Genomic DNA, 22,498 nt, shown 5'->3' with positions numbered 1-22,498 from the left:
CCCCGGCCCGCAGGGCCTCAGGCCCTCAAGTCCCAAGCCCCGCACCTCAGTACGCGACCCCCACCGGCCGCCTCACGGTCGCCGGGTCGTCGATCATCGCCAGCATCGCGTGGGCCAGGTCCGGGCGGCCTATCTTGCTGCCGCCGCGCGGGTTCGCGCCCACCACCGCGCGGTAGACGCCCGTCACCGGCTTGTCCAGGAGCTGCGGAGGCCGGACCGAGGTCCAGTCGGTCGCGCTGCGGGTCAGTTCCTCCTCCATCCGGGCCAGGTCGACGTAGACGGGCTTGAGCACGACCTTGACCACGCCCATGGCCACCTTCCCCAGCAGCGGCTCGTCCCGCGGCACCTCGCCGACCGGGGCCGCGCTCACCACCAGCAGCCGGCGCACCCCCTCCGCGTCCATCGCCCGCAGGATCGAGCGGGTCACCGGCGCGGTGATCCCCGCGTCCTTGCGCCCGCGCGGACCGACGCCCGACAGCACCGCGTCGCGGCCCGCCACGGCGGCCCGCAGTGACTCCGGGTCGTCGAACGAGGCCGCGGTGAACACGTCGAGCCGGTCCCCGGTCACCTCCAGCCGCGCCGGGTCCCGCACCACCGCCGTGACCCGGTGGCCCGCCGCCAGTCCCTGCCGCACGATCTCCCGGCCGACGCCCCCGGTCGCCCCGAACACGGTGAGCTTCATCGCCCTCGCCTCTTCCGCTCCATGGTGGGTGAGTATTCACTCACCCCTATGGTGAGTATCCACCCACTCCTCGTCAACCCTCGTCAGGCCACCTCACGGCGATCGGAGCGCACATGAAGCCCGCGCGGGCCCGCATCCTGGACGCCGCCGCCCAGCTGATGGGCACCATCGGGCTGGCACGCGCCACCACCAAGGAGATCGCCCGTGCGGCCGGGTGTTCGGAGGCCGCGCTCTACAAGTACTTCTCCGGCAAGGAGGAGCTCTTCCTGCGCGTACTGGAGGAACGGATGCCCCGCCTCGGCCCGCTGCTCTCCGAGCTCGGGGAAGGGCCCTTCGGTGCGAACGCCCGTAACAGCGTCGAGGAGAATCTCACCGAAGTCGTCCGCCAGGCGGCCCTGTTCTACGAGGCGACCTTCCCGATCGGCGCGTCGCTCTTCGCCGAACCGGCGCTGCTGCGCAGGCACGCCGAGGGGATCACCGCCCTGGGCGCGGGCCCCCGGTGGCCGCTGCGCGCGCTCGCCGGATATCTGCGCGCCGAACGCGAGGCCGGGCGTGTACGGGCCGGCGCCGACGTCGACGCCGTGGCCTCACTGCTGCTCGGCGCGTGCCTCCAGCGGGCCTTTTTGAAGGCATTCCCCGACGGCGAACAAGTCCCCCCGCTCGACGAGTTCGCCCCGGCCCTGGTGCGGACGGTCCTGTCCGCGCTCAGCCCGTAACGGCCCCGCCAAGCGAGTCTCCTCAGTCCTCCAGCCACCCGTCGATCCCCGCCAGCAGCTTGTCGCGCGTCCCGGCCGGCGCCGCCGAGGCCCGTACCGACTGCCGCGCCAGCTCGGCCAGCTCGATGTCCGTGAACCCGTGGTACCTGCGCACCAGTTCGTACTGCGCCGCGAGCCGCGAGCCGAAGAGCAGCGGGTCGTCCGCGCCGAGCGCCATCGGCACCCCCGCCTCGAACAGAGTGCGCAAGGGTACGTCGTCGGGCTTCTCGTAGACGCCCAGCGCCACGTTCGACGCCGGGCACACCTCACAGGTCACCCCGCGATCGGCCAGCTTGCGCAGCAGCCGCGGGTCCTCGGCCGCCCGTACGCCGTGCCCGATCCGGCTCGCCCGCAGGTCGTCCAGGCAGTCCCGCACCGACGAGGGCCCGCTCAGCTCACCGCCGTGCGGCGCCGCGAGCAGCCCGCCCTCCCTGGCGATGGCGAAGGCCCGGTCGAAGTCCCGTGCCATGCCCCGGCGTTCGTCGTTCGACAGACCGAAGCCGACGACGCCCCGGTCCGCGTACCGCACGGCGAGCCGCGCCAGTGTGCGGGCGTCCAGCGGATGCTTCATCCGGTTCGCCGCGACCACGACGCGTATGCCGAGCCCGGTGTCGCGTGACGCCGCGTCCACCGCGTCCAGGATGATCTCCAGCGCCGGGATCAGCCCGCCGAGCAGCGGGGCGTACGAGGTGGGGTCGACCTGGATCTCCAGCCACCCGGAGCCGTCCCGTACGTCCTCCTCCGCGGCCTCGCGGACCAGCCGCTGGATGTCCTCGGGGGCGCGCAGACACGACCGGGCGATGTCGTAGAGCCGCTGGAAGCGGAACCAGCCCCGCTCGTCGGTCGCGCGGAGTTCGGGCGGCTCGCCGCCGGTGAGCGCGTCGGGGAGATGGACCCCGTACTTGTCGGCGAGCTCCAGCAGGGTCGTGGGCCGCATCGAGCCGGTGAAGTGCAGATGCAGATGGGCCTTGGGCAGCAGACGGATGTCGCGGGTGGCGCGGTCGTCGTGCGGGGGGCCGGAAACGTTCTCCATCCATGGATCTTGCCGTACTCACATGGAGTCCGGGAGTCCCTTTCCACCTTCGGGCCCTTGTCCGAAGATAAGAACGGGTCCCCGGACACCGCCGGGGACCCGTGTCTTCCTGCCGATTCGTGGTTCTTCAGTCGCGGGCCTCGGCCAGCAGCTTCTGGAGCCGGGCCACGCCCTCGGCCAGGTCCTCGTCGCCCAGGGCGTACGACAGCCGCAGATACCCCGGCGTACCGAATGCCTCACCCGGTACGACCGCGACCTCGGCCTCTTCCAGGATCAGGGTGGCGAGGTCGACGGAGCTCGCGGGGCGCTGCCCGCGGATCTCCTTGCCGAGCAGCGCCTTCACCGACGGGTAGACATAGAAGGCACCCTCGGGCTCCGGGCAGACCACGCCGTCGATCTCGTTGAGCATCCGGACGATGGTGCCCCGGCGCCGGTCGAAGGCGGTCCGCATCTCTTCCACCGCGTCGAGACTCCCGGTGAGGGCGGCGAGCGCGGCGGCCTGCGAGACGTTGGCCACGTTCGACGTCGCGTGCGACTGGAGGTTCGTCGCGGCCTTCACCACGTCCTTGGGGCCGACGATCCAGCCCACCCGCCAGCCGGTCATGGCGTACGTCTTGGCCACACCGTTGACGACGACGCACTTGTCGCGCAGCTCCGGCACCACCGCGGGCAGCGAGGTGAACCGGGCGTCCCCGTAGACGAGGTGCTCGTAGATCTCGTCCGTCATGACCCACAGGCCGTGCTCCACGGCCCAGCGGCCGATGGCCTCGGTGTCCTCGCGGCTGTAGACGGCGCCGGTCGGGTTGGACGGCGAGACGAAGAGCACGACCTTCGTACGCTCCGTACGCGCGGCCTCCAACTGCTCGACGGAGACCCGGTAGCCGGTGGTCTCGTCGGCCACCACGTCCACCGGGACACCGCCGGCCAGCCGGATCGACTCGGGGTACGTCGTCCAGTACGGCGCCGGGACGATGACCTCGTCGCCCGGGTCGAGGATCGCGGCGAAGGCCTCGTAGATCGCCTGCTTGCCGCCGTTGGTCACCAGGACCTGGGCGGGGTCGATCTCGTAACCGGAGTCACGCAGCGTCTTCGCGACGATCGCGGCCTTCAGCTCGGGGAGCCCGCCGGCCGGGGTGTAGCGGTGGTACTTCGGGTTGTGGCAGGCCTCACTCGCGGCCTCGACGATGTAGTCGGGCGTCGGGAAGTCGGGCTCACCGGCCCCGAAGCCGATCACCGGCCGGCCGGCGGCCTTGAGGGCCTTGGCCTTGGCGTCGACGGCAAGGGTGGCGGACTCGGAGATTGCGCCGACTCGGGCGGAGACCCGGCGCTCGGTCGGAGGAATTGCAGCGCTCATGCGGGCCATGGTCCCAGACCTCCGGAGACCCGGGCACAGGGGTTTCGCCGACTGGACAGCCCGTGGACAGAGAGCGGACAGGTTCGGACAGGAGCCGGTCCGGCGTTACCTGTTCGACGCCGGGCCCCCGAGCACGTACACTCACTGGTCGTTGGCCCTCAGCCGCCACCGCCGATCCGCACACACCGTGCTTCCGGTCGGATGCGGTAGGTTGGGGAAAACGCAAAGGGTCGTAGCTCAATTGGTAGAGCACTGGTCTCCAAAACCAGCGGTTGGGGGTTCAAGTCCCTCCGGCCCTGCTACACACTCCTTCGCCAGGATGTGTGCGCGTGTACGTACTTCAAAAGCACTGCCGTGCGGCTCCACCGGGCGCGGCACGGCCACGACCCGGAATCAGGTGAGAGAGCGTGACGGACGCCGTGGGCTCCATCGACAAGCCTGATGCTGACGATGACGAGACCTCCGAGTCGAAGAAGACCCGCAAGGGTGGCAAGCGCGGCAAGAAGGGCCCTCTGGGCCGTCTCGCGCTCTTCTACCGTCAGATCGTCGCGGAGCTGCGCAAGGTCGTCTGGCCGACTCGCAACCAGCTGACGACCTACACGACTGTTGTGATCGTCTTCGTCGTCGTCATGATCGGTCTGGTGACCGTGATGGACTACGGCTTCCAGAGAGTAGTCAAGTACGTCTTCGGCTAAAGCCGCGGAGGCGGAGGGCGCCCACAGGCGTCCCTTTCCGCATGTTCCACCCATCGTGAAGCCAGGAAGAAGCAGCCAACGTGTCTGACCCGAACCTGAACGACGCCAACGAGGCGGTCGAGTCCCGCGAGGACGAGACCGACATCGTGGAGGCGGCGGACGCTGTCGAGCCAGACCAGGCCGAAGCCGCTGACGCCGAGGCCGGCGAGCCGGCCGAGGAGTCGGCGCTGCACGCCGAGGACGTGGCGGCGGACGCCGAGGACGCTTCCGCGGAGTCCGCTTCCGCCGAGGACGCGGCGGCCGACGCCGACGCCACTGATGACGCCGAGGACACCGAAGCCGGTTCCGAGGACGGCGAGGACATCGAGCTCGTCGAGGAGCCCGCCGTCGACCCCGTCGCCGCGCTCCGCGAGGAGCTGCGCGGGCTGCCCGGCGAGTGGTACGTCATCCACACGTACGCGGGCTACGAGAAGCGCGTGAAGGCCAACCTGGAACAGCGCGCCGTCTCGCTCAACGTCGAGGACTTCATCTACTCGGCCGAGGTGCCCGAGGAAGAGATCGTCCAGATCAAGAACGGCGAGCGAAAGAACGTCCGCCAGAACAAGCTCCCGGGCTACGTCCTGGTGCGGATGGATCTGACGAACGAGTCCTGGGGTGTCGTACGGAACACGCCGGGCGTCACCGGCTTCGTCGGCAACGCCTACGACCCGTACCCGCTGACCCTGGACGAGATCGTCAAGATGCTCGCCCCCGAGGCCGAGGAGAAGGCCGCGCGCGAGGCGGCCGAGGCCGAGGGCAAGCCGGCTCCGTCCCGCAAGGTCGAGGTCCAGGTGCTGGACTTCGAGGTCGGCGACTCGGTCACCGTCACCGACGGCCCGTTCGCGACGCTCCAGGCGACGATCAACGAGATCAACGCCGACTCGAAGAAGGTCAAGGGCCTCGTCGAGATCTTCGGCCGCGAGACTCCGGTCGAGCTGAGCTTCGACCAGATCCAGAAGAACTGACGCGCGGTTCGCGCGCTCCAAAGCCAGTTCCGACCAGGTCAGACAGGCTCTCGCAGGGGATTTCCCCACGCGCGGGAGAGGGTCTGACCTGCTCGGTTTTTGGCCGTGCAGCTGTACCCGTTATCGTTGCGCGGTATGCCCGCATCCGGATGACCGGATGACCGGGCCGGAACACTCTCACTAGGACCCGGAGAGAGCACATGCCTCCCAAGAAGAAGAAGGTCACGGGGCTCATCAAGCTCCAGATCTCGGCCGGCGCGGCCAACCCGGCTCCGCCGGTCGGCCCCGCGCTCGGTCAGCACGGCGTCAACATCATGGAGTTCTGCAAGGCCTACAACGCCGCGACCGAGTCGCAGCGTGGCATGGTCGTGCCGGTGGAGATCACGGTCTACGAGGACCGCTCCTTCACCTTCATCACCAAGACTCCGCCGGCCGCCAAGCTGATCCTCAAGGCCGCCGGTGTGGACAAGGGCTCAGGCGAGCCGCACGTCAAGAAGGTCGCCAAGCTCACCCGTGCGCAGGTCCGTGACATCGCCACGACCAAGATGCCCGACCTGAACGCCAACGACCTGGACGCCGCCGAGAAGATCATTTCCGGCACCGCCCGTTCGATGGGCATCACGGTCGAGGGCTGAGTCCCGCCCGGCGGGCCCTCTCGGGCGCGCCAAGTGGAAGGGCCATGCGCGGCCCGCACCACGAACTCCACACCTGAATGAACCACCAGGAGAAGAAGTGAAGCGCAGCAAGGCACTCCGCAGCGCGGACGCGAAGATCGACGCGGAGCGTACGTACCCTCCGCTCGAAGCCGTCCGTATCGCCAAGGACACCAACACCACCAAGTTCGACGGCACCGTCGAGGTCGCCATGCGTCTGGGCGTCGACCCGCGCAAGGCGGACCAGATGGTCCGTGGCACCGTGAACCTTCCGCACGGCACCGGCAAGACCGCCCGGGTCCTGGTCTTCGCGACCGGTGACCGTGCCGAGGCAGCGCGCGCCGCGGGCGCCGACATCGTCGGCTCGGACGAGCTGATCGAAGAGGTCCAGAAGGGCCGTCTCGACTTCGACGCCGTCGTCGCCACCCCGGACCTCATGGGCAAGGTCGGCCGCCTCGGCCGCGTCCTCGGCCCGCGTGGTCTGATGCCGAACCCGAAGACCGGCACCGTCACCCCCGATGTCACGAAGGCCGTGAACGACATCAAGGGCGGCAAGATCGAGTTCCGCGTCGACAAGCACTCGAACCTGCACTTCATCATCGGCAAGGTCTCCTTCGACGAGACGAAGCTGGTCGAGAACTACGCCGCGGCGCTGGAGGAGATCCTCCGTCTCAAGCCGTCTGCCGCGAAGGGCCGTTACATCAAGAAGGCGACCCTGGCGACGACGATGGGCCCCGGCATTCCGCTGGACGCCAACCGCACTCGTAACCTCCTCGTCGAGGAGGACCCGGCCTCCGTCTGATTCCGGGCGGCAGTCGAGTAGCTGTCTGTCAAGAGCCGGTCCCGGCACCTCTGTTGAGGCGCCGGGACCGGCTTTCGCATGCGCGGGCTGTCATATCCGTGCGATACCGTTCAACTAGGAACATCGGAAAAAGGGGTGGGGTATGACCATGTCGACATGGGGGCGCGTCGGCGTCTCGCTGACGGCAGTGGCTGTCGTGGCGGGTGTCGCCGGCTGTCAGAGCGGTGACTCGGACGCGGACACGAAGAAGAAGGCCGGGAGTTCGGCGGCCAAGGGCGAGCCGCAGTCGCGTTCCGCGGTGACGGACGTTCTGACGGCGGCGTACGAGAAGACGGCGGCGGCGAAGTCCGCCAAGGTCACGATGACGATGTCGATGCCGGCCGCCGCGACGGGGGCCGAGGCGGGCGACATGGAGATGACCGGCGTCATGGGATGGGACCCCATGGTGATGGACATGACCATGTCCGGCTCGATGCTCCAGGCCGAGCCCGACGCCCCGGACAAGATCCGGATGGTGTGGGTCAAGAACGCCATGTACATGGACATGGGCGCCGAGGCGGCCAAGGACATGGACGGCAAGCGCTGGATGATGCTGGACCTGGCCGCGGCCGCGGAGGCCTCGGGCGACCCGGCGGCCGCCCGGGAGCTCACCGGCGGCATGGAGAACATGAACCAGGACCCGGCGCAGCAGCTCGCGCTGCTCCTGGACTCGCCGAATGTGAAGCACGTCGGCTCCGAGAAGATCGACGGGGTCGAGGCGCAGCACTACAAGGGCACGCTCACGGTCGCCGAGATGATGGAGTCGAACGAGGGCCTCGACGTGCTCAGCGAGAAGGAGCGCAAGGACCTCCTCGACAACATCAAGAAGTCGGGCATCAAGGGTTACGACACCGAGGTCTGGGTCAACGAGGACGACTACCCGGTCAAGATGGATGTCGCGATGGACTCGCCGCAGGGCGAGATGAAGATCAGCGCGCACTACAGCGACTACGGGGCCAAGGCTTCCGTCCAGACGCCGCCGGCCGCCGACACCGTCGACCTGTTCAAGATGCTGGGCGACCTCGGCGCGGGCGCCGAGGGCTCCGGGATCTGATCCTCGAAGTCGGGGGTCCACTTCCCACATTCCGTCACCGGGGCGGGTTTACGGCCCCGGTGACCGGATTTGCCTGCGGGTAACCGCATCACGTACTCTTCACATGAAGCCAAAGACCGCTGGTCGTCGCCGTGCTCTCGCAAGAGGGTGAGGCGACCGAAGGATCCGCCGCAAGCGGACGACCCGCGTAGGTGACCGAGGAGAGTTCCCGGGTTCGTCCCGGTTGAGCTACGCCCCGTGCGCCTGCGCCGGGGCGTTTCGTTTTCTCCGGCCCCTTCTGAGCGGTCCTCATCACCCGGAAGGAGGCCGACGCTCATGGCAAGGCCCGACAAGGCTGCCGCGGTGGCCGAGCTGACGGAACAGTTCCGCAGTTCGAACGCCGCAGTGCTGACCGAGTACCGGGGTCTCACCGTGGCGCAGCTCAAGGAGCTGCGTCGTTCCCTCGGTGAGAACGCCCAGTACGCCGTGGTGAAGAACACGCTGACCAAGATCGCGGCCAACGAGGCCGGGATCAACACGCTGGACGACCTGTTCGCGGGTCCGACGGCGGTTGCCTTCGTCACCGGTGACCCGGTGGAGTCGGCGAAGGGTCTTCGTGACTTCGCCAAGGACAACCCGAATCTCGTCATCAAGGGCGGAGTCCTTGATGGCAAGGCGCTCAGCGCCGACGAGTTCAAGAAGCTCGCGGACCTTGAGTCCCGCGAGGTGCTGCTCGCCAAGGTGGCCGGTGGAATCAAGGCGTCGATGGCCAAGGCCGCGGCGACGTTCCAGGCCCCGCTGTCGGAGTTCGTCCGCACCGCGGATGCCCTTCGCGCCAAGCGTGAGGCCGAGCAGGGCGGTGCCGGTACGCCGGCTCCCGCCGAGGCCGACGCCGAGTAGTTCGGCGCCGCGTCGCAGCGGGCCCCCCGTACGCCCGCCGTCATATACATCCGGCACCTGCCGACATAGTGGAAGGACGCCATCATGGCGAAGCTGTCCCAGGACGAGCTGCTCGAGCAGTTCGAGACCCTGACCCTCATCGAGCTCTCCGACTTCGTGAAGGCCTTCGAGGCCAAGTTCGACGTCAAGGCCGCCGCCCCGGTCGCCGCCGCCGCTGCCGGTGGTGCCGCTGTCGCCGCCGAGGCCGAAGATGTCCAGGACGAGTTCGACGTCATCCTCACGGGTGCCGGCGAGAAGAAGATCCAGGTCATCAAGGTCGTGCGTGAGCTCACCTCGCTGGGCCTCAAGGAGGCCAAGGACCTCGTGGACGGCGCTCCCAAGCCCGTCGTCGAGAAGGTCGCCAAGGAGGCCGCCGAGAAGGCTGCCGAGTCCCTCAAGGCCGCCGGCGCCTCCGTCGAGGTCAAGTGACCTCGTAGGACCCCGCTGATCACCCGCCCCACGGGAGCCGCGACGGCTCTCGCGGGGCGGGTGTGACGGCGACCGCGCCGAGCGAGGCGCAGGACGTTGACGAGAAGGGGGGGGGCCCCCCCCGGGGGGCCCCCCCGGGGGGGGGGGGGGGGGGGTGGGGGGGGGGGGGGGGCCGCCCCGGGGGGGGGGGGGCGCCGGGCGGGGGCGGGGGGGGGGGGCCCCCGGGGGGGGCCCCCCCCCTTCTCCGTTGCCGTGAGGGGTTCCTTGCTCTTCGTCCGGCTGCGAGTATGGTGATCATCGCCGTGCCTTCCGTACGACCGGTGACGATCCGTACGGGGCGGGGGGCCTTGACGAACCGCACGCAGCGCGCAATTCTCAGGACGCGTCGCCATAATCGATCCGAATCCGAGGCATGGATCGGCGACGAAGAGGGCAGGATCGATGTGCGCCTACGGCGTGGGTCCGAACGCAGTTGAGACAAGGTGTTGAGTACAACGAGGGTCTCGCAAAACCCGGCCTGGACATCAGTGTGCCAAGTGGCTACACTGACCCTTTGCGCTGCCTGTTAGCTGCTCCCTGCCCGTCACCAGGGGCACCCCCATGCAAGACATCGTCGGCCGACCAGCCCTTTTAGGGGCCTGTCATCCGGCGTGTCCAGCTCGGGACCGGTACGCGCGTAGTGAGTCCGAGCCCTCGGAAGGACCCCCTCTTGGCCGCCTCGCGCAACGCCTCGACCACGAATACGAACAACGGCGCCAGCACCGCCCCGCTGCGCATCTCCTTTGCAAAGATCAAGGAGCCCCTCGAGGTTCCGAACCTTCTCGCGCTGCAGACCGAGAGCTTCGACTGGCTGCTCGGCAATGCCATCTGGAAGGCGCGTGTCGAGGCAGCTCTTGAGAGCGGCCAGGACGTCCCCAGGAAGTCGGGGCTGGAGGAGATCTTCGAGGAGATCTCTCCGATCGAGGACTTCTCCGGGTCGATGTCGCTGACTTTCCGCGACCACCGCTTCGAGCCGCCCAAGAACTCGATCGACGAGTGCAAGGAGCGCGACTTCACGTACGCGGCCCCGCTCTTCGTCACCGCCGAGTTCACCAACAACGAGACCGGCGAGATCAAGTCCCAGACGGTCTTCATGGGCGACTTCCCGCTCATGACGGACAAGGGCACCTTCGTCATCAACGGCACCGAGCGTGTCGTGGTGACCCAGCTCGTCCGCTCGCCGGGTGTGTACTTCGATTCCTCGATCGACAAGACGTCCGACAAGGACATCTTCTCTTCCAAGATCATCCCGTCCCGGGGTGCCTGGCTGGAGATGGAGATCGACAAGCGCGACATGGTCGGTGTCCGTATCGACCGTAAGCGCAAGCAGTCCGTGACCGTTCTGCTCAAGGCTCTCGGCTGGACGACCGAGCAGATCCTGGAGGAGTTCGGCGAGTACGAGTCGATGCGCGCCACCCTGGAGAAGGACCACACCCAGGGCCAGGACGACGCGCTGCTCGACATCTACCGCAAGCTGCGTCCGGGCGAGCCCCCGACGCGCGAGGCGGCCCAGACGCTGCTCGAGAACCTCTACTTCAACCCCAAGCGCTACGACCTCGCGAAGGTCGGCCGCTACAAGGTGAACAAGAAGCTCGGCGCGGCGGAGCCGCTGGACGCCGGTGTGCTCACCACCGACGACATCATCGCCACGATCAAGTACCTGGTGAAGCTGCACGCCGGTGAGACCGAGACGGTCGGCGAGAGCGGCACCCAGATCCTGGTCGAGACCGACGACATCGACCACTTCGGCAACCGCCGTCTGCGCAACGTGGGCGAGCTCATCCAGAACCAGGTCCGTACGGGTCTGGCGAGGATGGAGCGCGTCGTACGTGAGCGCATGACGACCCAGGACGTCGAGGCGATCACGCCGCAGACCCTGATCAACATCCGGCCGGTCGTCGCCTCCATCAAGGAGTTCTTCGGCACCAGCCAGCTGTCGCAGTTCATGGACCAGAACAACCCGCTGTCGGGTCTGACCCACAAGCGCCGGCTCAACGCGCTCGGCCCCGGTGGTCTGTCCCGTGAGCGGGCCGGCTTCGAAGTCCGTGACGTGCACCCCTCGCACTACGGCCGCATGTGCCCGATCGAGACCCCCGAAGGCCCGAACATCGGCCTGATCGGCTCGCTCGCGTCGTACGGCCGGGTCAACGCGTTCGGTTTCGTCGAGACGCCGTACCGCAAGGTCGTCGGCGGTGTCGTCACCGACGACGTCGACTACCTGACCGCCGACGAGGAGGACCGCTTCGTCATCGCGCAGGCCAACGCGACGCTGTCCGAGGAGATGCGGTTCACCGAGCCGCGCGTCCTGGTCCGCCGTCGTGGCGGCGAGGTCGACTACATCCCCGGTGACGACGTCGACTACATGGACGTCTCGCCGCGCCAGATGGTGTCGGTCGCGACCGCGATGATCCCGTTCCTGGAGCACGACGACGCCAACCGCGCCCTCATGGGCGCGAACATGATGCGCCAGGCCGTGCCGCTGATCACCTCCGAGGCGCCGCTCGTCGGCACCGGCATGGAGTACCGCTGCGCGGTCGACGCCGGTGACGTCATCAAGGCGGACAAGGAGGGTGTGGTCCAGGAGGTCTCCGCGGACTACATCACCATCGCCAACGACGACGGCACGTACACCACGTACCGCATCGCCAAGTTCTCCCGCTCCAACCAGGGCACCTCCGTCAACCAGAAGGTCATCGTCTCCGAGGGTGACCGGGTCGTCGAGAACCAGGTGCTCGCCGACGGTCCCGCCACCGAGCGTGGCGAGATGGCGCTCGGCAAGAACCTCCTCGTGGCGTTCATGCCGTGGGAGGGCCACAACTACGAAGACGCGATCATCCTCAGCCAGCGGCTGGTGCAGGACGACGTCCTCTCCTCGATCCACATCGAGGAGCACGAGGTCGACGCCCGTGACACCAAGCTTGGCCCGGAGGAGATCACCCGGGACATTCCGAACGTCTCCGAAGAGGTCCTCGCGGACCTCGACGAGCGCGGCATCATCCGTATCGGTGCCGAGGTCACGGCCGGGGACATCCTCGTCGGCAAGGTCACGCCCAAGGGTGAGACCGAGCTGACGCCGGAGGAGCGTCTGCTCCGCGCGATCTTCGGTGAGAAGGCCCGTGAAGTCCGCGACACCTCGCTGAAGGTGCCGCACGGCGAGACCGGCAAGATCATCGGTGTCCGCGTCTTCGACCGTGAGGAGGGCGACGAGCTTCCTCCGGGCGTGAACCAGCTGGTCCGCGTCTACGTCGCCCAGAAGCGCAAGATCACCGACGGTGACAAGCTCGCCGGCCGGCACGGCAACAAGGGCGTCATCTCCAAGATCCTGCCGATCGAGGACATGCCGTTCCTGGAGGACGGCACCCCGGTCGACATCATCCTCAACCCCCTCGGCGTCCCGTCCCGGATGAACCCGGGACAGGTCCTGGAGATCCACCTCGGCTGGCTCGCCAGCCAGGGCTGGAAGGTCGAGGGCAGCGAGGAGTGGATGGAGCGGCTGAAGGCCATCGGCGCCGACGAGGTCGCCGCCGGTACCAACGTCGCGACACCCGTCTTCGACGGTGCGCGCGAGGACGAGATCTCCGGCCTCTTCGAGGCCACGATCCCGAACCGCGACGGCGAGCGGATGGTCAAGGCCTCCGGCAAGGCCAGCCTGTTCGACGGCCGCTCCGGTGAGCCGTTCCCCGAGCCGGTCTCCATCGGCTACATGTACATCCTGAAGCTCCACCACCTGGTCGACGACAAGCTCCACGCCCGCTCGACCGGTCCGTACTCGATGATCACCCAGCAGCCGCTGGGTGGTAAGGCCCAGTTCGGCGGTCAGCGCTTCGGTGAGATGGAGGTGTGGGCGCTGGAGGCTTACGGCGCCGCTTACGCCCTCCAGGAGCTCCTGACCATCAAGTCCGACGACGTGACCGGCCGCGTGAAGGTCTACGAGGCCATCGTCAAGGGCGAGAACATCCCCGAGCCCGGCATTCCCGAGTCCTTCAAGGTGCTCATCAAGGAAATGCAGTCGCTCTGTCTCAACGTGGAGGTGCTGTCCTCGGACGGTATGTCCATCGAGATGCGCGACACGGACGAGGACGTCTTCCGCGCGGCGGAGGAGCTCGGTATCGACCTGTCCCGGCGAGAGCCGAGCAGCGTCGAAGAGGTCTGACGGGTTGTCCGGCCGCTCCTGTCTCGGGGCGGCCGGCTCCTCCCGGACCCTCCCCTCGCGCCCTGGTGGGCTCGGGCGGGACCCCCTTCAGACCATTGATTGAGACTCGACCCCGAAAGAGGGATTGACGACAAGTGCTCGACGTCAACTTCTTCGACGAGCTGCGGATCGGCCTCGCCACCGCGGACGACATCCGGACCTGGTCCCACGGCGAAGTGAAGAAGCCGGAGACCATCAACTACCGCACGCTCAAGCCCGAGAAGGACGGACTCTTCTGCGAGAAGATCTTCGGTCCGACCCGGGACTGGGAGTGCTACTGCGGCAAGTACAAGCGTGTCCGCTTCAAGGGCATCATCTGTGAGCGCTGTGGCGTCGAAGTCACGCGCGCCAAGGTGCGCCGTGAGCGGATGGGCCACATCGAGCTTGCCGCGCCCGTCACCCACATCTGGTACTTCAAGGGAGTTCCGTCCCGGCTGGGGTACCTGCTCGACCTCGCGCCGAAGGACCTTGAGAAGGTCATCTACTTCGCCGCGTACATGATCACGTTCGTGGACGAGGAGCGCCGTACGCGTGACCTGCCGTCGCTGGAGGCGCATGTCTCCGTCGAGCGTCAGCAGGTCGAGAACCGTCGCGACTCCGACCTCGAAGCCCGCGCCAAGAAGCTCGAGACCGACCTGGCCGAGCTGGAGGCCGAGGGCGCCAAGGCCGACGTGCGCCGCAAGGTGCGCGAAGGTGCTGAGCGTGAGATGAAGCAGCTGCGCGACCGTGCGCAGCGCGAGATCGACCGGCTCGACGAGGTGTGGAGCCGTTTCAAGAACCTCAAGGTCCAGGACCTGGAGGGCGACGAGCTGCTCTACCGCGAGCTGCGTGACCGCTTCGGCACGTACTTCGACGGTTCCATGGGCGCGGCCGCTCTGCAGAAGCGCCTGGAGTCCTTCGACCTGAACGAAGAGGCCGAGCGGCTCCGCGAGATCATCCGTACCGGCAAGGGCCAGAAGAAGACCCGTGCGCTCAAGCGCCTCAAGGTCGTCTCCGCGTTCCTGCAGACCAGCAACAGCCCCAAGGGCATGGTGCTGGACTGCGTGCCGGTGATCCCGCCGGACCTGCGTCCGATGGTGCAGCTGGACGGTGGCCGCTTCGCGACCTCCGACCTGAACGACCTGTACCGCCGTGTGATCAACCGCAACAACCGCCTCAAGCGTCTCCTTGACCTCGGTGCCCCCGAGATCATCGTGAACAACGAGAAGCGGATGCTGCAGGAGGCCGTCGACGCGCTGTTCGACAACGGCCGCCGCGGTCGCCCGGTCACCGGTCCCGGCAACCGGCCCCTGAAGTCCCTCAGCGACATGCTGAAGGGCAAGCAGGGCCGTTTCCGCCAGAACCTGCTCGGCAAGCGGGTCGACTACTCGGCCCGTTCCGTGATCGTCGTCGGACCGCAGCTCAAGCTGCACCAGTGCGGTCTGCCGAAGGCCATGGCGCTGGAGCTCTTCAAGCCGTTCGTGATGAAGCGCCTGGTGGACCTGAACCACGCGCAGAACATCAAGTCGGCCAAGCGCATGGTCGAGCGTGGCCGCACCGTCGTGTACGACGTCCTCGAAGAGGTCATCGCCGAACACCCGGTGCTGCTGAACCGTGCTCCGACCCTGCACCGCCTCGGCATCCAGGCCTTCGAGCCCCAGCTGGTCGAGGGCAAGGCCATCCAGATCCACCCGCTCGTCTGCACCGCGTTCAACGCGGACTTCGACGGTGACCAGATGGCCGTCCACCTGCCGCTCTCCGCGGAGGCGCAGGCCGAGGCCCGCATCCTGATGCTGTCCTCGAACAACATCCTCAAGCCGGCCGACGGCCGTCCCGTCACCATGCCCACCCAGGACATGGTGCTCGGCCTCTTCTTCCTCACCACGGACGAGGAGGAGCGCGAGGTCATCGGCGAGGGCCGGTCCTTCGGCTCCAGCGCCGAGGCCACGATGGCGTTCGACAACCGCGAGCTCTCGCTCCAGGCGAAGGTCGACATCCGCTTCCCGGTGGGCACCATCCCGCCGCGCGGCTGGACCCCGCCGGTCGGCGAGGACGGCGAGACGAACCCCGAGTGGCAGCAGGGCGACCCGTTCCGGCTGCGTACGACCCTGGGCCGCGCGCTCTTCAACGAGCTGCTGCCCGAGGACTACCCCTTCGTCGACTACTCGGTGGGCAAGAAGCAGCTCTCCGAGATCGTCAACGACCTCGCCGAGCGCTACCCCAAGGTCATCGTGGCGGCGACGCTCGACAACCTGAAGGCGGCCGGCTTCTTCTGGGCGACCCGCTCCGGTGTCACCGTCGCCATCTCCGATGTCGTCGTGCCCGAGGCGAAGAAGGCGATCGTCCAGGGTTACGAGGTCCAGGACGAGAAGGTCCAGAAGCAGTACGAGCGCGGTCTGATCACCAAGGACGAGCGCACCCAGGAGCTCATCGCGATCTGGACCAAGGCGACCAACGAGGTCGCCGAGGCGATGAACGCGAACTTCCCGAAGACCAACCCCATCTTCATGATGGTGAACTCGGGTGCTCGTGGAAACATGATGCAGATGCGTCAGATCGCCGGTATGCGTGGTCTGGTGTCCAACGCCAAGAACGAGACGATTCCCCGTCCCATCAAGGCGTCGTTCCGTGAAGGCCTGTCCGTGCTGGAGTACTTCATCTCCACGCACGGTGCCCGTAAGGGTCTGGCCGACACCGCCCTGCGTACCGCCGACTCGGGTTACCTGACCCGTCGTCTGGTGGACGTCTCGCAGGACGTCATCATCCGCGAGGAGGACTGCGGCACCGACCGCGGCCTCAAGCTGCGGATCGCGGAGCGCGGCGAGGACGGTGTCCTGCGCAAGGCGGAGGACGTCGAGACGTCCGTGTACGCGCGGATGCTCGCCGAGGACGTCGTCGTGGACGGCAAGGTCATCGCACCGGCCAACGTCGACCTGGGCGATGTCCTGATCGACGCGGTCGTGGCGGCCGGCGTGGAGGAGGTCAAGACCCGCTCGGTCCTGACCTGTGAGTCCGCGGTGGGCACCTGTGCCTTCTGCTACGGCCGTTCGCTGGCCACCGGCAAGCTGGTCGACATCGGTGAGGCGGTCGGCATCATCGCCGCCCAGTCCATCGGTGAGCCCGGCACCCAGCTGACGATGCGTACCTTCCACACCGGTGGTGTGGCGGGCGACGACATCACGCAGGGTCTGCCGCGTGTCGTCGAGCTCTTCGAGGCCCGTACGCCCAAGGGCGTCGCGCCGATCTCCGAGGCCGCGGGCTCCGTCCGCATCGAGGAGACCGAGAAGACGAAGAAGCTCGTCGTCACCCCGGACGACGGTAGCGAGGAGACGCCGTTCCCGATCTCCAAGCGCGCCCGGCTGCTCGTGGGCGACGGTGACCGTGTCGAGGTGGGCCAGAAGCTCACCGTCGGTGCCACCAACCCGCACGACGTGCTGCGGATCCTCGGTCAGCGCGCGGTCCAGGTCCACCTGGTCGGCGAGGTCCAGAAGGTCTACAACTCGCAGGGTGTGTCGATCCACGACAAGCACATCGAGATCATCATCCGGCAGATGCTGCGCCGCGTGACGATCATCGAGTCCGGCGACGCGGAACTGCTGCCGGGCGAGCTCGTCGAGCGCTCGAAGTTCGAGACCGAGAACCGTCGCGTGGTCACGGAAGGCGGCCACCCGGCCTCCGGCCGTCCGCAGCTGATGGGTATCACCAAGGCCTCGCTGGCCACGGAGTCGTGGCTGTCGGCGGCGTCCTTCCAGGAGACGACCAGGGTCCTGACCGACGCGGCGATCAACGCCAAGTCGGACTCCCTGATCGGCCTCAAGGAGAACGTCATCATCGGAAAGCTCATCCCGGCGGGTACGGGTCTCTCCCGCTACCGCAACATCCGGGTGGAGCCGACCGAGGAGGCCAAGGCCGCGATGTACTCGGCCGTCGGCTACGACGACATCGACTACTCACCGTTCGGTACGGGCTCCGGCCAGGCCGTTCCGCTGGAGGACTACGACTACGGTCCGTACAACCAGTAAGACGTGAGTGCGGTCCGATGGGCGGTCATCCCGGTGGGGGTGGCCGCCCATCGGCCGTGCGTGAGGCGTTCGAAACCAGGTGCGGCGCATCTTTTTTGACCGGAGTCGATGAGGTAGGTACGCTCAGACCTTGTGCCTGGGGTGTGCCTGGGCTCCTGTGCGTGTCCTCAGCCGCATGGTGAGTTCGGACAAAGGCCACCGCGATCTGCGCTTTCCTCGCCTCCAGCGGGATCTTGCAGTATTCGACACACCCGACCGCGTGGGTCGGCGAATGTTCCAGGTTAGTTTTACCGACGGCACACAGAAACCGGAGAAGTAGTGCCTACGATCCAGCAGCTGGTCCGGAAGGGCCGGCAGGACAAGGTCGAGAAGAACAAGACGCCTGCCCTCGAGGGTTCCCCTCAGCGCCGCGGCGTCTGCACGCGTGTGTTCACGACCACCCCGAAGAAGCCCAACTCCGCCCTGCGGAAGGTCGCGCGTGTGCGGCTGACCTCCGGTATCGAGGTCACGGCTTACATTCCGGGTGAGGGACACAACCTGCAGGAGCACTCCATCGTGCTCGTGCGTGGTGGCCGTGTGAAGGACCTGCCGGGTGTTCGCTACAAGATCATCCGCGGTTCCCTGGACACCCAGGGTGTCAAGAACCGCAAGCAGGCCCGCAGCCGCTACGGCGCCAAGAAGGAGAAGTAAACAATGCCTCGTAAGGGCCCTGCCCCGAAGCGCCCGGTCATCATCGACCCGGTCTACGGTTCTCCTCTTGTCACGTCGCTGATCAACAAGCTTCTGCTCAACGGCAAGCGTTCCACCGCCGAGCGGATCGTCTACGGCGCCATGGAAGGCCTCCGCGAGAAGACCGGCAATGACCCGGTCATCACGCTGAAGCGCGCGCTTGAGAACGTCAAGCCGTCTCTTGAGGTCAAGTCCCGCCGCGTCGGCGGCGCCACCTACCAGGTGCCGATCGAGGTCAAGCCCGGTCGCGCCTCCACCCTCGCGCTGCGCTGGCTGGTCGGTTACTCCCGCGCCCGTCGCGAGAAGACCATGACCGAGCGCCTCATGAACGAACTGCTCGACGCCTCCAACGGCCTCGGCGCTTCGGTCAAGAAGCGTGAGGACACGCACAAGATGGCCGAGTCCAACAAGGCCTTCGCGCACTACCGCTGGTAGTCAGCGCCCACATCGAGACCGAGAGAAGATTGAGCCTTATGGCCACCACTTCGCTTGACCTGGCCAAGGTCCGCAACATCGGGATCATGGCCCACATCGACGCGGGCAAGACGACCACCACCGAGCGGATCCTGTTCTACACCGGTGTGAGCTACAAGATCGGTGAAGTCCACGACGGCGCTGCCACGATGGACTGGATGGAGCAGGAGCAGGAGCGCGGCATCACGATCACGTCTGCCGCGACGACCTGTCACTGGCCGCTCGATGATGTCGATCACACGATCAACATCATCGACACCCCGGGTCACGTCGACTTCACCGTCGAGGTGGAGCGTTCGCTCCGCGTCCTCGACGGCGCTGTCACCGTGTTCGACGGTGTGGCGGGCGTTGAGCCGCAGTCCGAGACCGTCTGGCGTCAGGCGGACCGCTACGGCGTGCCGCGTATCTGCTTCGTCAACAAGCTCGACCGGACCGGTGCGGAGTTCCACCGCTGCGTCGACATGATCTCGGACCGCCTTGGCGCGGTCCCGATCGTGATGCAGCTTCCGATCGGTGCCGAGGCGGACTTCAAGGGCGTCGTCGACCTCGTGTCGATGAAGGCCTTCGTCTGGTCCGCCGAGGCCACCAAGGGCGAGATGTACGACGTCGTCGACATCCCGGACACGCACACCGAGGCCGCCGAGGAATGGCGCGGCAAGCTCCTTGAGGTCGTGTCCGAGAACGACGACGAGATGATGGAGCTGTACCTGGAGGGCCAGGAGCCCACCGAGGAGCAGCTGCACACGGCGATCCGCCGTATCACGCTCGCCTCCAAGGGCGCGGCCGACTCCATCACCGTCACGCCCGTCTTCTGCGGTACCGCGTTCAAGAACAAGGGCGTTCAGCCCCTGCTCGACGCGGTCGTGCGCTACCTCCCCTCTCCCCTCGACGTCGACGCCATCGAAGGCCACGACGTCAAGGACCCGGAGAAGGTCGTCAGGCGCAAGCCCTCCGACGACGAGCCGTTCGCCGGCCTCGCCTTCAAGATCGCGAGCGACCCGCACCTGGGCAAGCTCACCTTCGTCCGGATCTACTCCGGTCGCCTCACGGCCGGCACCGCGGTGCTGAACTCCGTGAAGGGCAAGAAGGAGCGCATCGGCAAGATCTACCGTATGCACGCGAACAAGCGTGAGGAGATCGAGTCGGTGGGCGCCGGTGACATCGTCGCCGTCATGGGCCTGAAGCAGACCACCACCGGTGAGACGCTGAGCGACGACAAGAACCCGGTGATCCTGGAGTCCATGGACTTCCCGGCGCCGGTGATCCAGGTCGCGATCGAGCCCAAGTCCAAGGGTGACCAGGAGCGTCTGGGTGTCGCCATCCAGCGCCTCGCGGAGGAGGACCCCTCCTTCCAGGTTCACTCGGACGAGGAGACCGGCCAGACCATCATCGGTGGTATGGGCGAGCTTCACCTCGAAGTGCTTGTCGACCGCATGAAGCGCGAGTTCCGCGTGGAGGCGAATGTCGGTAAGCCGCAGGTCGCTTACCGTGAGACGATCCGCAAGGCCGTCGAGCGTATCGACTACACGCACAAGAAGCAGACCGGTGGTACCGGCCAGTTCGCGAAGGTGCAGATCGCGTTGGAGCCCATCGAGGGCGGCGACGCGACCTACGAGTTCGTGAACAAGGTGACCGGTGGCCGTATCCCCCGTGAGTACATCCCCTCGGTGGACGCGGGTGCGCAGGAGGCCATGCAGTTCGGCATCCTGGCCGGTTACGAGATGGTGGGCGTACGCGTCACCCTTCTCGACGGTGGCTACCACGAGGTCGACTCCTCGGAACTCGCCTTCAAGATCGCCGGTTCGCAGGCGTTCAAGGACGGCGCCCGCCGGGCATCGCCCGTACTTCTCGAACCGATGATGGCCGTCGAGGTCACCACGCCCGAGGACTACATGGGCGATGTCATCGGCGACCTCAACTCCCGCCGTGGCCAGATCCAGGCCATGGAGGAGCGCAGCGGCGCTCGCGTCGTGAAGGGCCTCGTGCCCCTCTCGGAGATGTTCGGCTACGTCGGAGACCTCCGCAGCAAGACTTCGGGTCGCGCAAGCTACTCGATGCAGTTCGACTCCTACGCCGAGGTTCCCCGGAACGTCGCTGAGGAGATCATCGCGAAGGCCAAGGGCGAGTAGCTCGTCCCGAGCACGCTTTAGGCTTGTCACCGGCAAGCCCTGGGGCCGCCGGACAACGCGTACGGGAGACCGTGCGAGTGTCCGGTGCCCCGGGCCCCGGCATCCCAGCAAAGATCACCTGGCGCCGATGAGTAAGGCGTACAGAACCACTCCAGGAGGACCCCAGTGGCGAAGGCGAAGTTCGAGCGGACTAAGCCGCACGTCAACATCGGCACCATCGGTCACATCGACCACGGTAAGACGACCCTCACGGCCGCCATTACCAAGGTGCTGCATGACGCGTACCCGGACCTGAACGAGGCCTCGGCCTTCGACCAGATCGACAAGGCTCCTGAGGAGCGCCAGCGCGGTATCACCATCTCCATCGCGCACGTCGAGTACCAGACGGAGTCGCGTCACTACGCGCACGTCGACTGCCCCGGTCACGCGGACTACATCAAGAACATGATCACGGGTGCGGCGCAGATGGACGGCGCCATCCTCGTTGTCGCCGCGACCGACGGCCCGATGCCGCAGACCAAGGAGCACGTGCTCCTGGCCCGCCAGGTCGGCGTGCCGTACATCGTCGTCGCGCTGAACAAGGCCGACATGGTGGACGACGAGGAGATCCTTGAGCTCGTCGAGCTCGAGGTCCGTGAGCTCCTCTCCGAGTACGAGTTCCCGGGCGACGACCTGCCGGTCGTCAAGGTCTCGGCGCTCAAGGCGCTCGAAGGCGACAAGGAGTGGGGCCAGACCGTCCTCGACCTGATGAAGGCCGTCGACGAGTCGATCCCGCAGCCCGAGCGTGACGTCGAGAAGCCGTTCCTCATGCCCATCGAGGACGTCTTCACGATCACCGGCCGTGGCACGGTCGTCACCGGTCGTATCGAGCGTGGTGTGCTCAAGGTCAACGAGACCGTCGACATCGTCGGTATCAAGACCGAGAAGACCACCACCACGGTCACCGGCATCGAGATGTTCCGCAAGCTGCTCGACGAGGGCCAGGCCGGTGAGAACGTCGGTCTGCTTCTCCGTGGCATCAAGCGCGAGGATGTCGAGCGCGGCCAGGTCATCATCAAGCCCGGTTCGGTCACGCCGCACACCGAGTTCGAGGCCCAGTCCTACATCCTGTCGAAGGACGAGGGTGGTCGTCACACCCCCTTCTTCAACAACTACCGCCCGCAGTTCTACTTCCGTACGACTGACGTGACCGGCGTCGTGACCCTCCCCGAGGGCACCGAGATGGTCATGCCGGGCGACAACACCCTCATGACGGTCTCGCTGATTCAGCCGGTCGCCATGGAGGAGGGCCTGAAGTTCGCCATCCGCGAGGGTGGCCGGACCGTGGGCGCCGGCCAGGTCACCAAGATCAGCAAGTAATCGCCGATCTGACCTGGTAGCTCCCACACGAGCAACCAAGAAGTGGGGGGCCCCCCCCCCCGGGGGGGGGGGGGGCCGGGGGGGGGTGGGGGGGGGGGGGGGGGGGGGGGGGGGGGGGGGGGGGGGGCGGGCGGCCCGGGGGGCGGGAGGGCGTGGT

General features: G+C 67.2%; 17 protein-coding genes and 1 tRNA gene. 15 read left to right on the top strand and 3 right to left on the bottom strand.

Going from position 1 to position 22,498, the window contains the following annotated elements; all coding sequences use genetic code 11:
• Positions 1–46: 46 nt before the first annotated feature.
• Positions 47–682 carry an NAD(P)-dependent oxidoreductase gene (locus ACIBBB_RS19920; RefSeq protein ID WP_398983670.1) on the bottom strand — a complete coding sequence of 212 codons (636 nt, stop codon included), beginning with the start codon at positions 680–682 and terminating at the stop codon, positions 47–49.
• A 113-nt stretch (positions 683–795) separates the two neighbouring features.
• Here ACIBBB_RS19920 and ACIBBB_RS19915 point away from each other — a divergent pair, with 113 nt between their 5' ends.
• Positions 796–1,398, top strand: coding sequence for a TetR/AcrR family transcriptional regulator (locus tag ACIBBB_RS19915; RefSeq protein ID WP_398983668.1), 603 nt, complete (start codon positions 796–798; stop codon positions 1,396–1,398).
• A 22-nt stretch (positions 1,399–1,420) separates the two neighbouring features.
• Here the strand turns inward: ACIBBB_RS19915 and ACIBBB_RS19910 are convergent, their stop codons facing one another.
• Both ACIBBB_RS19910 and ACIBBB_RS19905 read right to left on the bottom strand, forming a co-directional pair.
• Complete coding sequence (locus ACIBBB_RS19910; RefSeq protein ID WP_398983666.1) at positions 1,421–2,470, bottom strand: adenosine deaminase; 1,050 nt, start codon at positions 2,468–2,470, stop codon at positions 1,421–1,423.
• A gap of 127 nt (positions 2,471–2,597) precedes the next feature.
• Positions 2,598–3,824, bottom strand: coding sequence for a pyridoxal phosphate-dependent aminotransferase (locus ACIBBB_RS19905; protein WP_398983664.1), 1,227 nt, complete (start codon positions 3,822–3,824; stop codon positions 2,598–2,600).
• Between the two features lie 226 nt (positions 3,825–4,050).
• Between ACIBBB_RS19905 and ACIBBB_RS19900 the strand changes: the two genes are divergently transcribed.
• The 14 genes from ACIBBB_RS19900 (at position 4,051) to tuf (ending at position 22,341) form a co-directional block, all read left to right on the top strand.
• Positions 4,051–4,123: transfer RNA gene (locus tag ACIBBB_RS19900), tRNA-Trp, on the top strand.
• 108 nt (positions 4,124–4,231) lie between these two features.
• Entirely contained in the window at positions 4,232–4,519 is a 288-nt protein-coding gene (secE, locus tag ACIBBB_RS19895; protein ID WP_398983662.1) for a preprotein translocase subunit SecE, read from the top strand.
• An 80-nt stretch (positions 4,520–4,599) separates the two neighbouring features.
• Positions 4,600–5,523 carry a transcription termination/antitermination protein NusG gene (gene nusG, locus ACIBBB_RS19890; protein ID WP_398983660.1) on the top strand — a complete coding sequence of 308 codons (924 nt, stop codon included), beginning with the start codon at positions 4,600–4,602 and terminating at the stop codon, positions 5,521–5,523.
• Between the two features lie 200 nt (positions 5,524–5,723).
• Complete coding sequence (rplK, locus tag ACIBBB_RS19885; protein ID WP_078075574.1) at positions 5,724–6,158, top strand: 50S ribosomal protein L11; 435 nt, start codon at positions 5,724–5,726, stop codon at positions 6,156–6,158.
• Between the two features lie 97 nt (positions 6,159–6,255).
• Positions 6,256–6,978 carry a 50S ribosomal protein L1 gene (gene rplA, locus ACIBBB_RS19880; protein WP_189107671.1) on the top strand — a complete coding sequence of 241 codons (723 nt, stop codon included), beginning with the start codon at positions 6,256–6,258 and terminating at the stop codon, positions 6,976–6,978.
• 142 nt (positions 6,979–7,120) lie between these two features.
• Positions 7,121–8,071, top strand: coding sequence for a hypothetical protein (locus tag ACIBBB_RS19875; protein WP_398983657.1), 951 nt, complete (start codon positions 7,121–7,123; stop codon positions 8,069–8,071).
• 315 nt (positions 8,072–8,386) lie between these two features.
• The gene (gene rplJ, locus ACIBBB_RS19870; protein WP_330174163.1) at positions 8,387–8,950 is read left to right on the top strand and encodes a 50S ribosomal protein L10; all 564 of its coding nucleotides are present in this window, start codon (positions 8,387–8,389) and stop codon (positions 8,948–8,950) included.
• 84 nt (positions 8,951–9,034) lie between these two features.
• Complete coding sequence (gene rplL, locus ACIBBB_RS19865; protein ID WP_398983655.1) at positions 9,035–9,418, top strand: 50S ribosomal protein L7/L12; 384 nt, start codon at positions 9,035–9,037, stop codon at positions 9,416–9,418.
• A 709-nt stretch (positions 9,419–10,127) separates the two neighbouring features.
• Positions 10,128–13,610, top strand: coding sequence for a DNA-directed RNA polymerase subunit beta (gene rpoB / locus ACIBBB_RS19860; protein ID WP_398983653.1), 3,483 nt, complete (start codon positions 10,128–10,130; stop codon positions 13,608–13,610).
• A 134-nt stretch (positions 13,611–13,744) separates the two neighbouring features.
• Positions 13,745–17,650, top strand: coding sequence for a DNA-directed RNA polymerase subunit beta' (locus ACIBBB_RS19855; protein ID WP_398983651.1), 3,906 nt, complete (start codon positions 13,745–13,747; stop codon positions 17,648–17,650).
• 318 nt (positions 17,651–17,968) lie between these two features.
• On the top strand, positions 17,969–18,340 hold the full coding sequence (gene rpsL, locus ACIBBB_RS19850) for a 30S ribosomal protein S12 (protein ID WP_003948652.1): 372 nt from the start codon (positions 17,969–17,971) through the stop codon (positions 18,338–18,340).
• 3 nt (positions 18,341–18,343) lie between these two features.
• Positions 18,344–18,814, top strand: coding sequence for a 30S ribosomal protein S7 (gene rpsG, locus ACIBBB_RS19845; protein WP_023539364.1), 471 nt, complete (start codon positions 18,344–18,346; stop codon positions 18,812–18,814).
• A 38-nt stretch (positions 18,815–18,852) separates the two neighbouring features.
• On the top strand, positions 18,853–20,982 hold the full coding sequence (gene fusA, locus ACIBBB_RS19840; RefSeq protein WP_398983648.1) for an elongation factor G: 2,130 nt from the start codon (positions 18,853–18,855) through the stop codon (positions 20,980–20,982).
• A 165-nt stretch (positions 20,983–21,147) separates the two neighbouring features.
• Positions 21,148–22,341, top strand: coding sequence for an elongation factor Tu (gene tuf, locus ACIBBB_RS19835; RefSeq protein WP_069627353.1), 1,194 nt, complete (start codon positions 21,148–21,150; stop codon positions 22,339–22,341).
• Positions 22,342–22,498: the final 157 nt, after the last annotated feature.

Origin of the sequence: Streptomyces sp. NPDC051217, from assembly GCF_044455465.1 — a bacterium.
In the GTDB taxonomy this organism is placed as follows: Bacteria; Actinomycetota; Actinomycetes; order Streptomycetales; family Streptomycetaceae; genus Streptomyces.
Note: the sequence above shows the minus strand (reverse complement) of the source record. Positions and strands in the feature narration are given on the sequence as shown.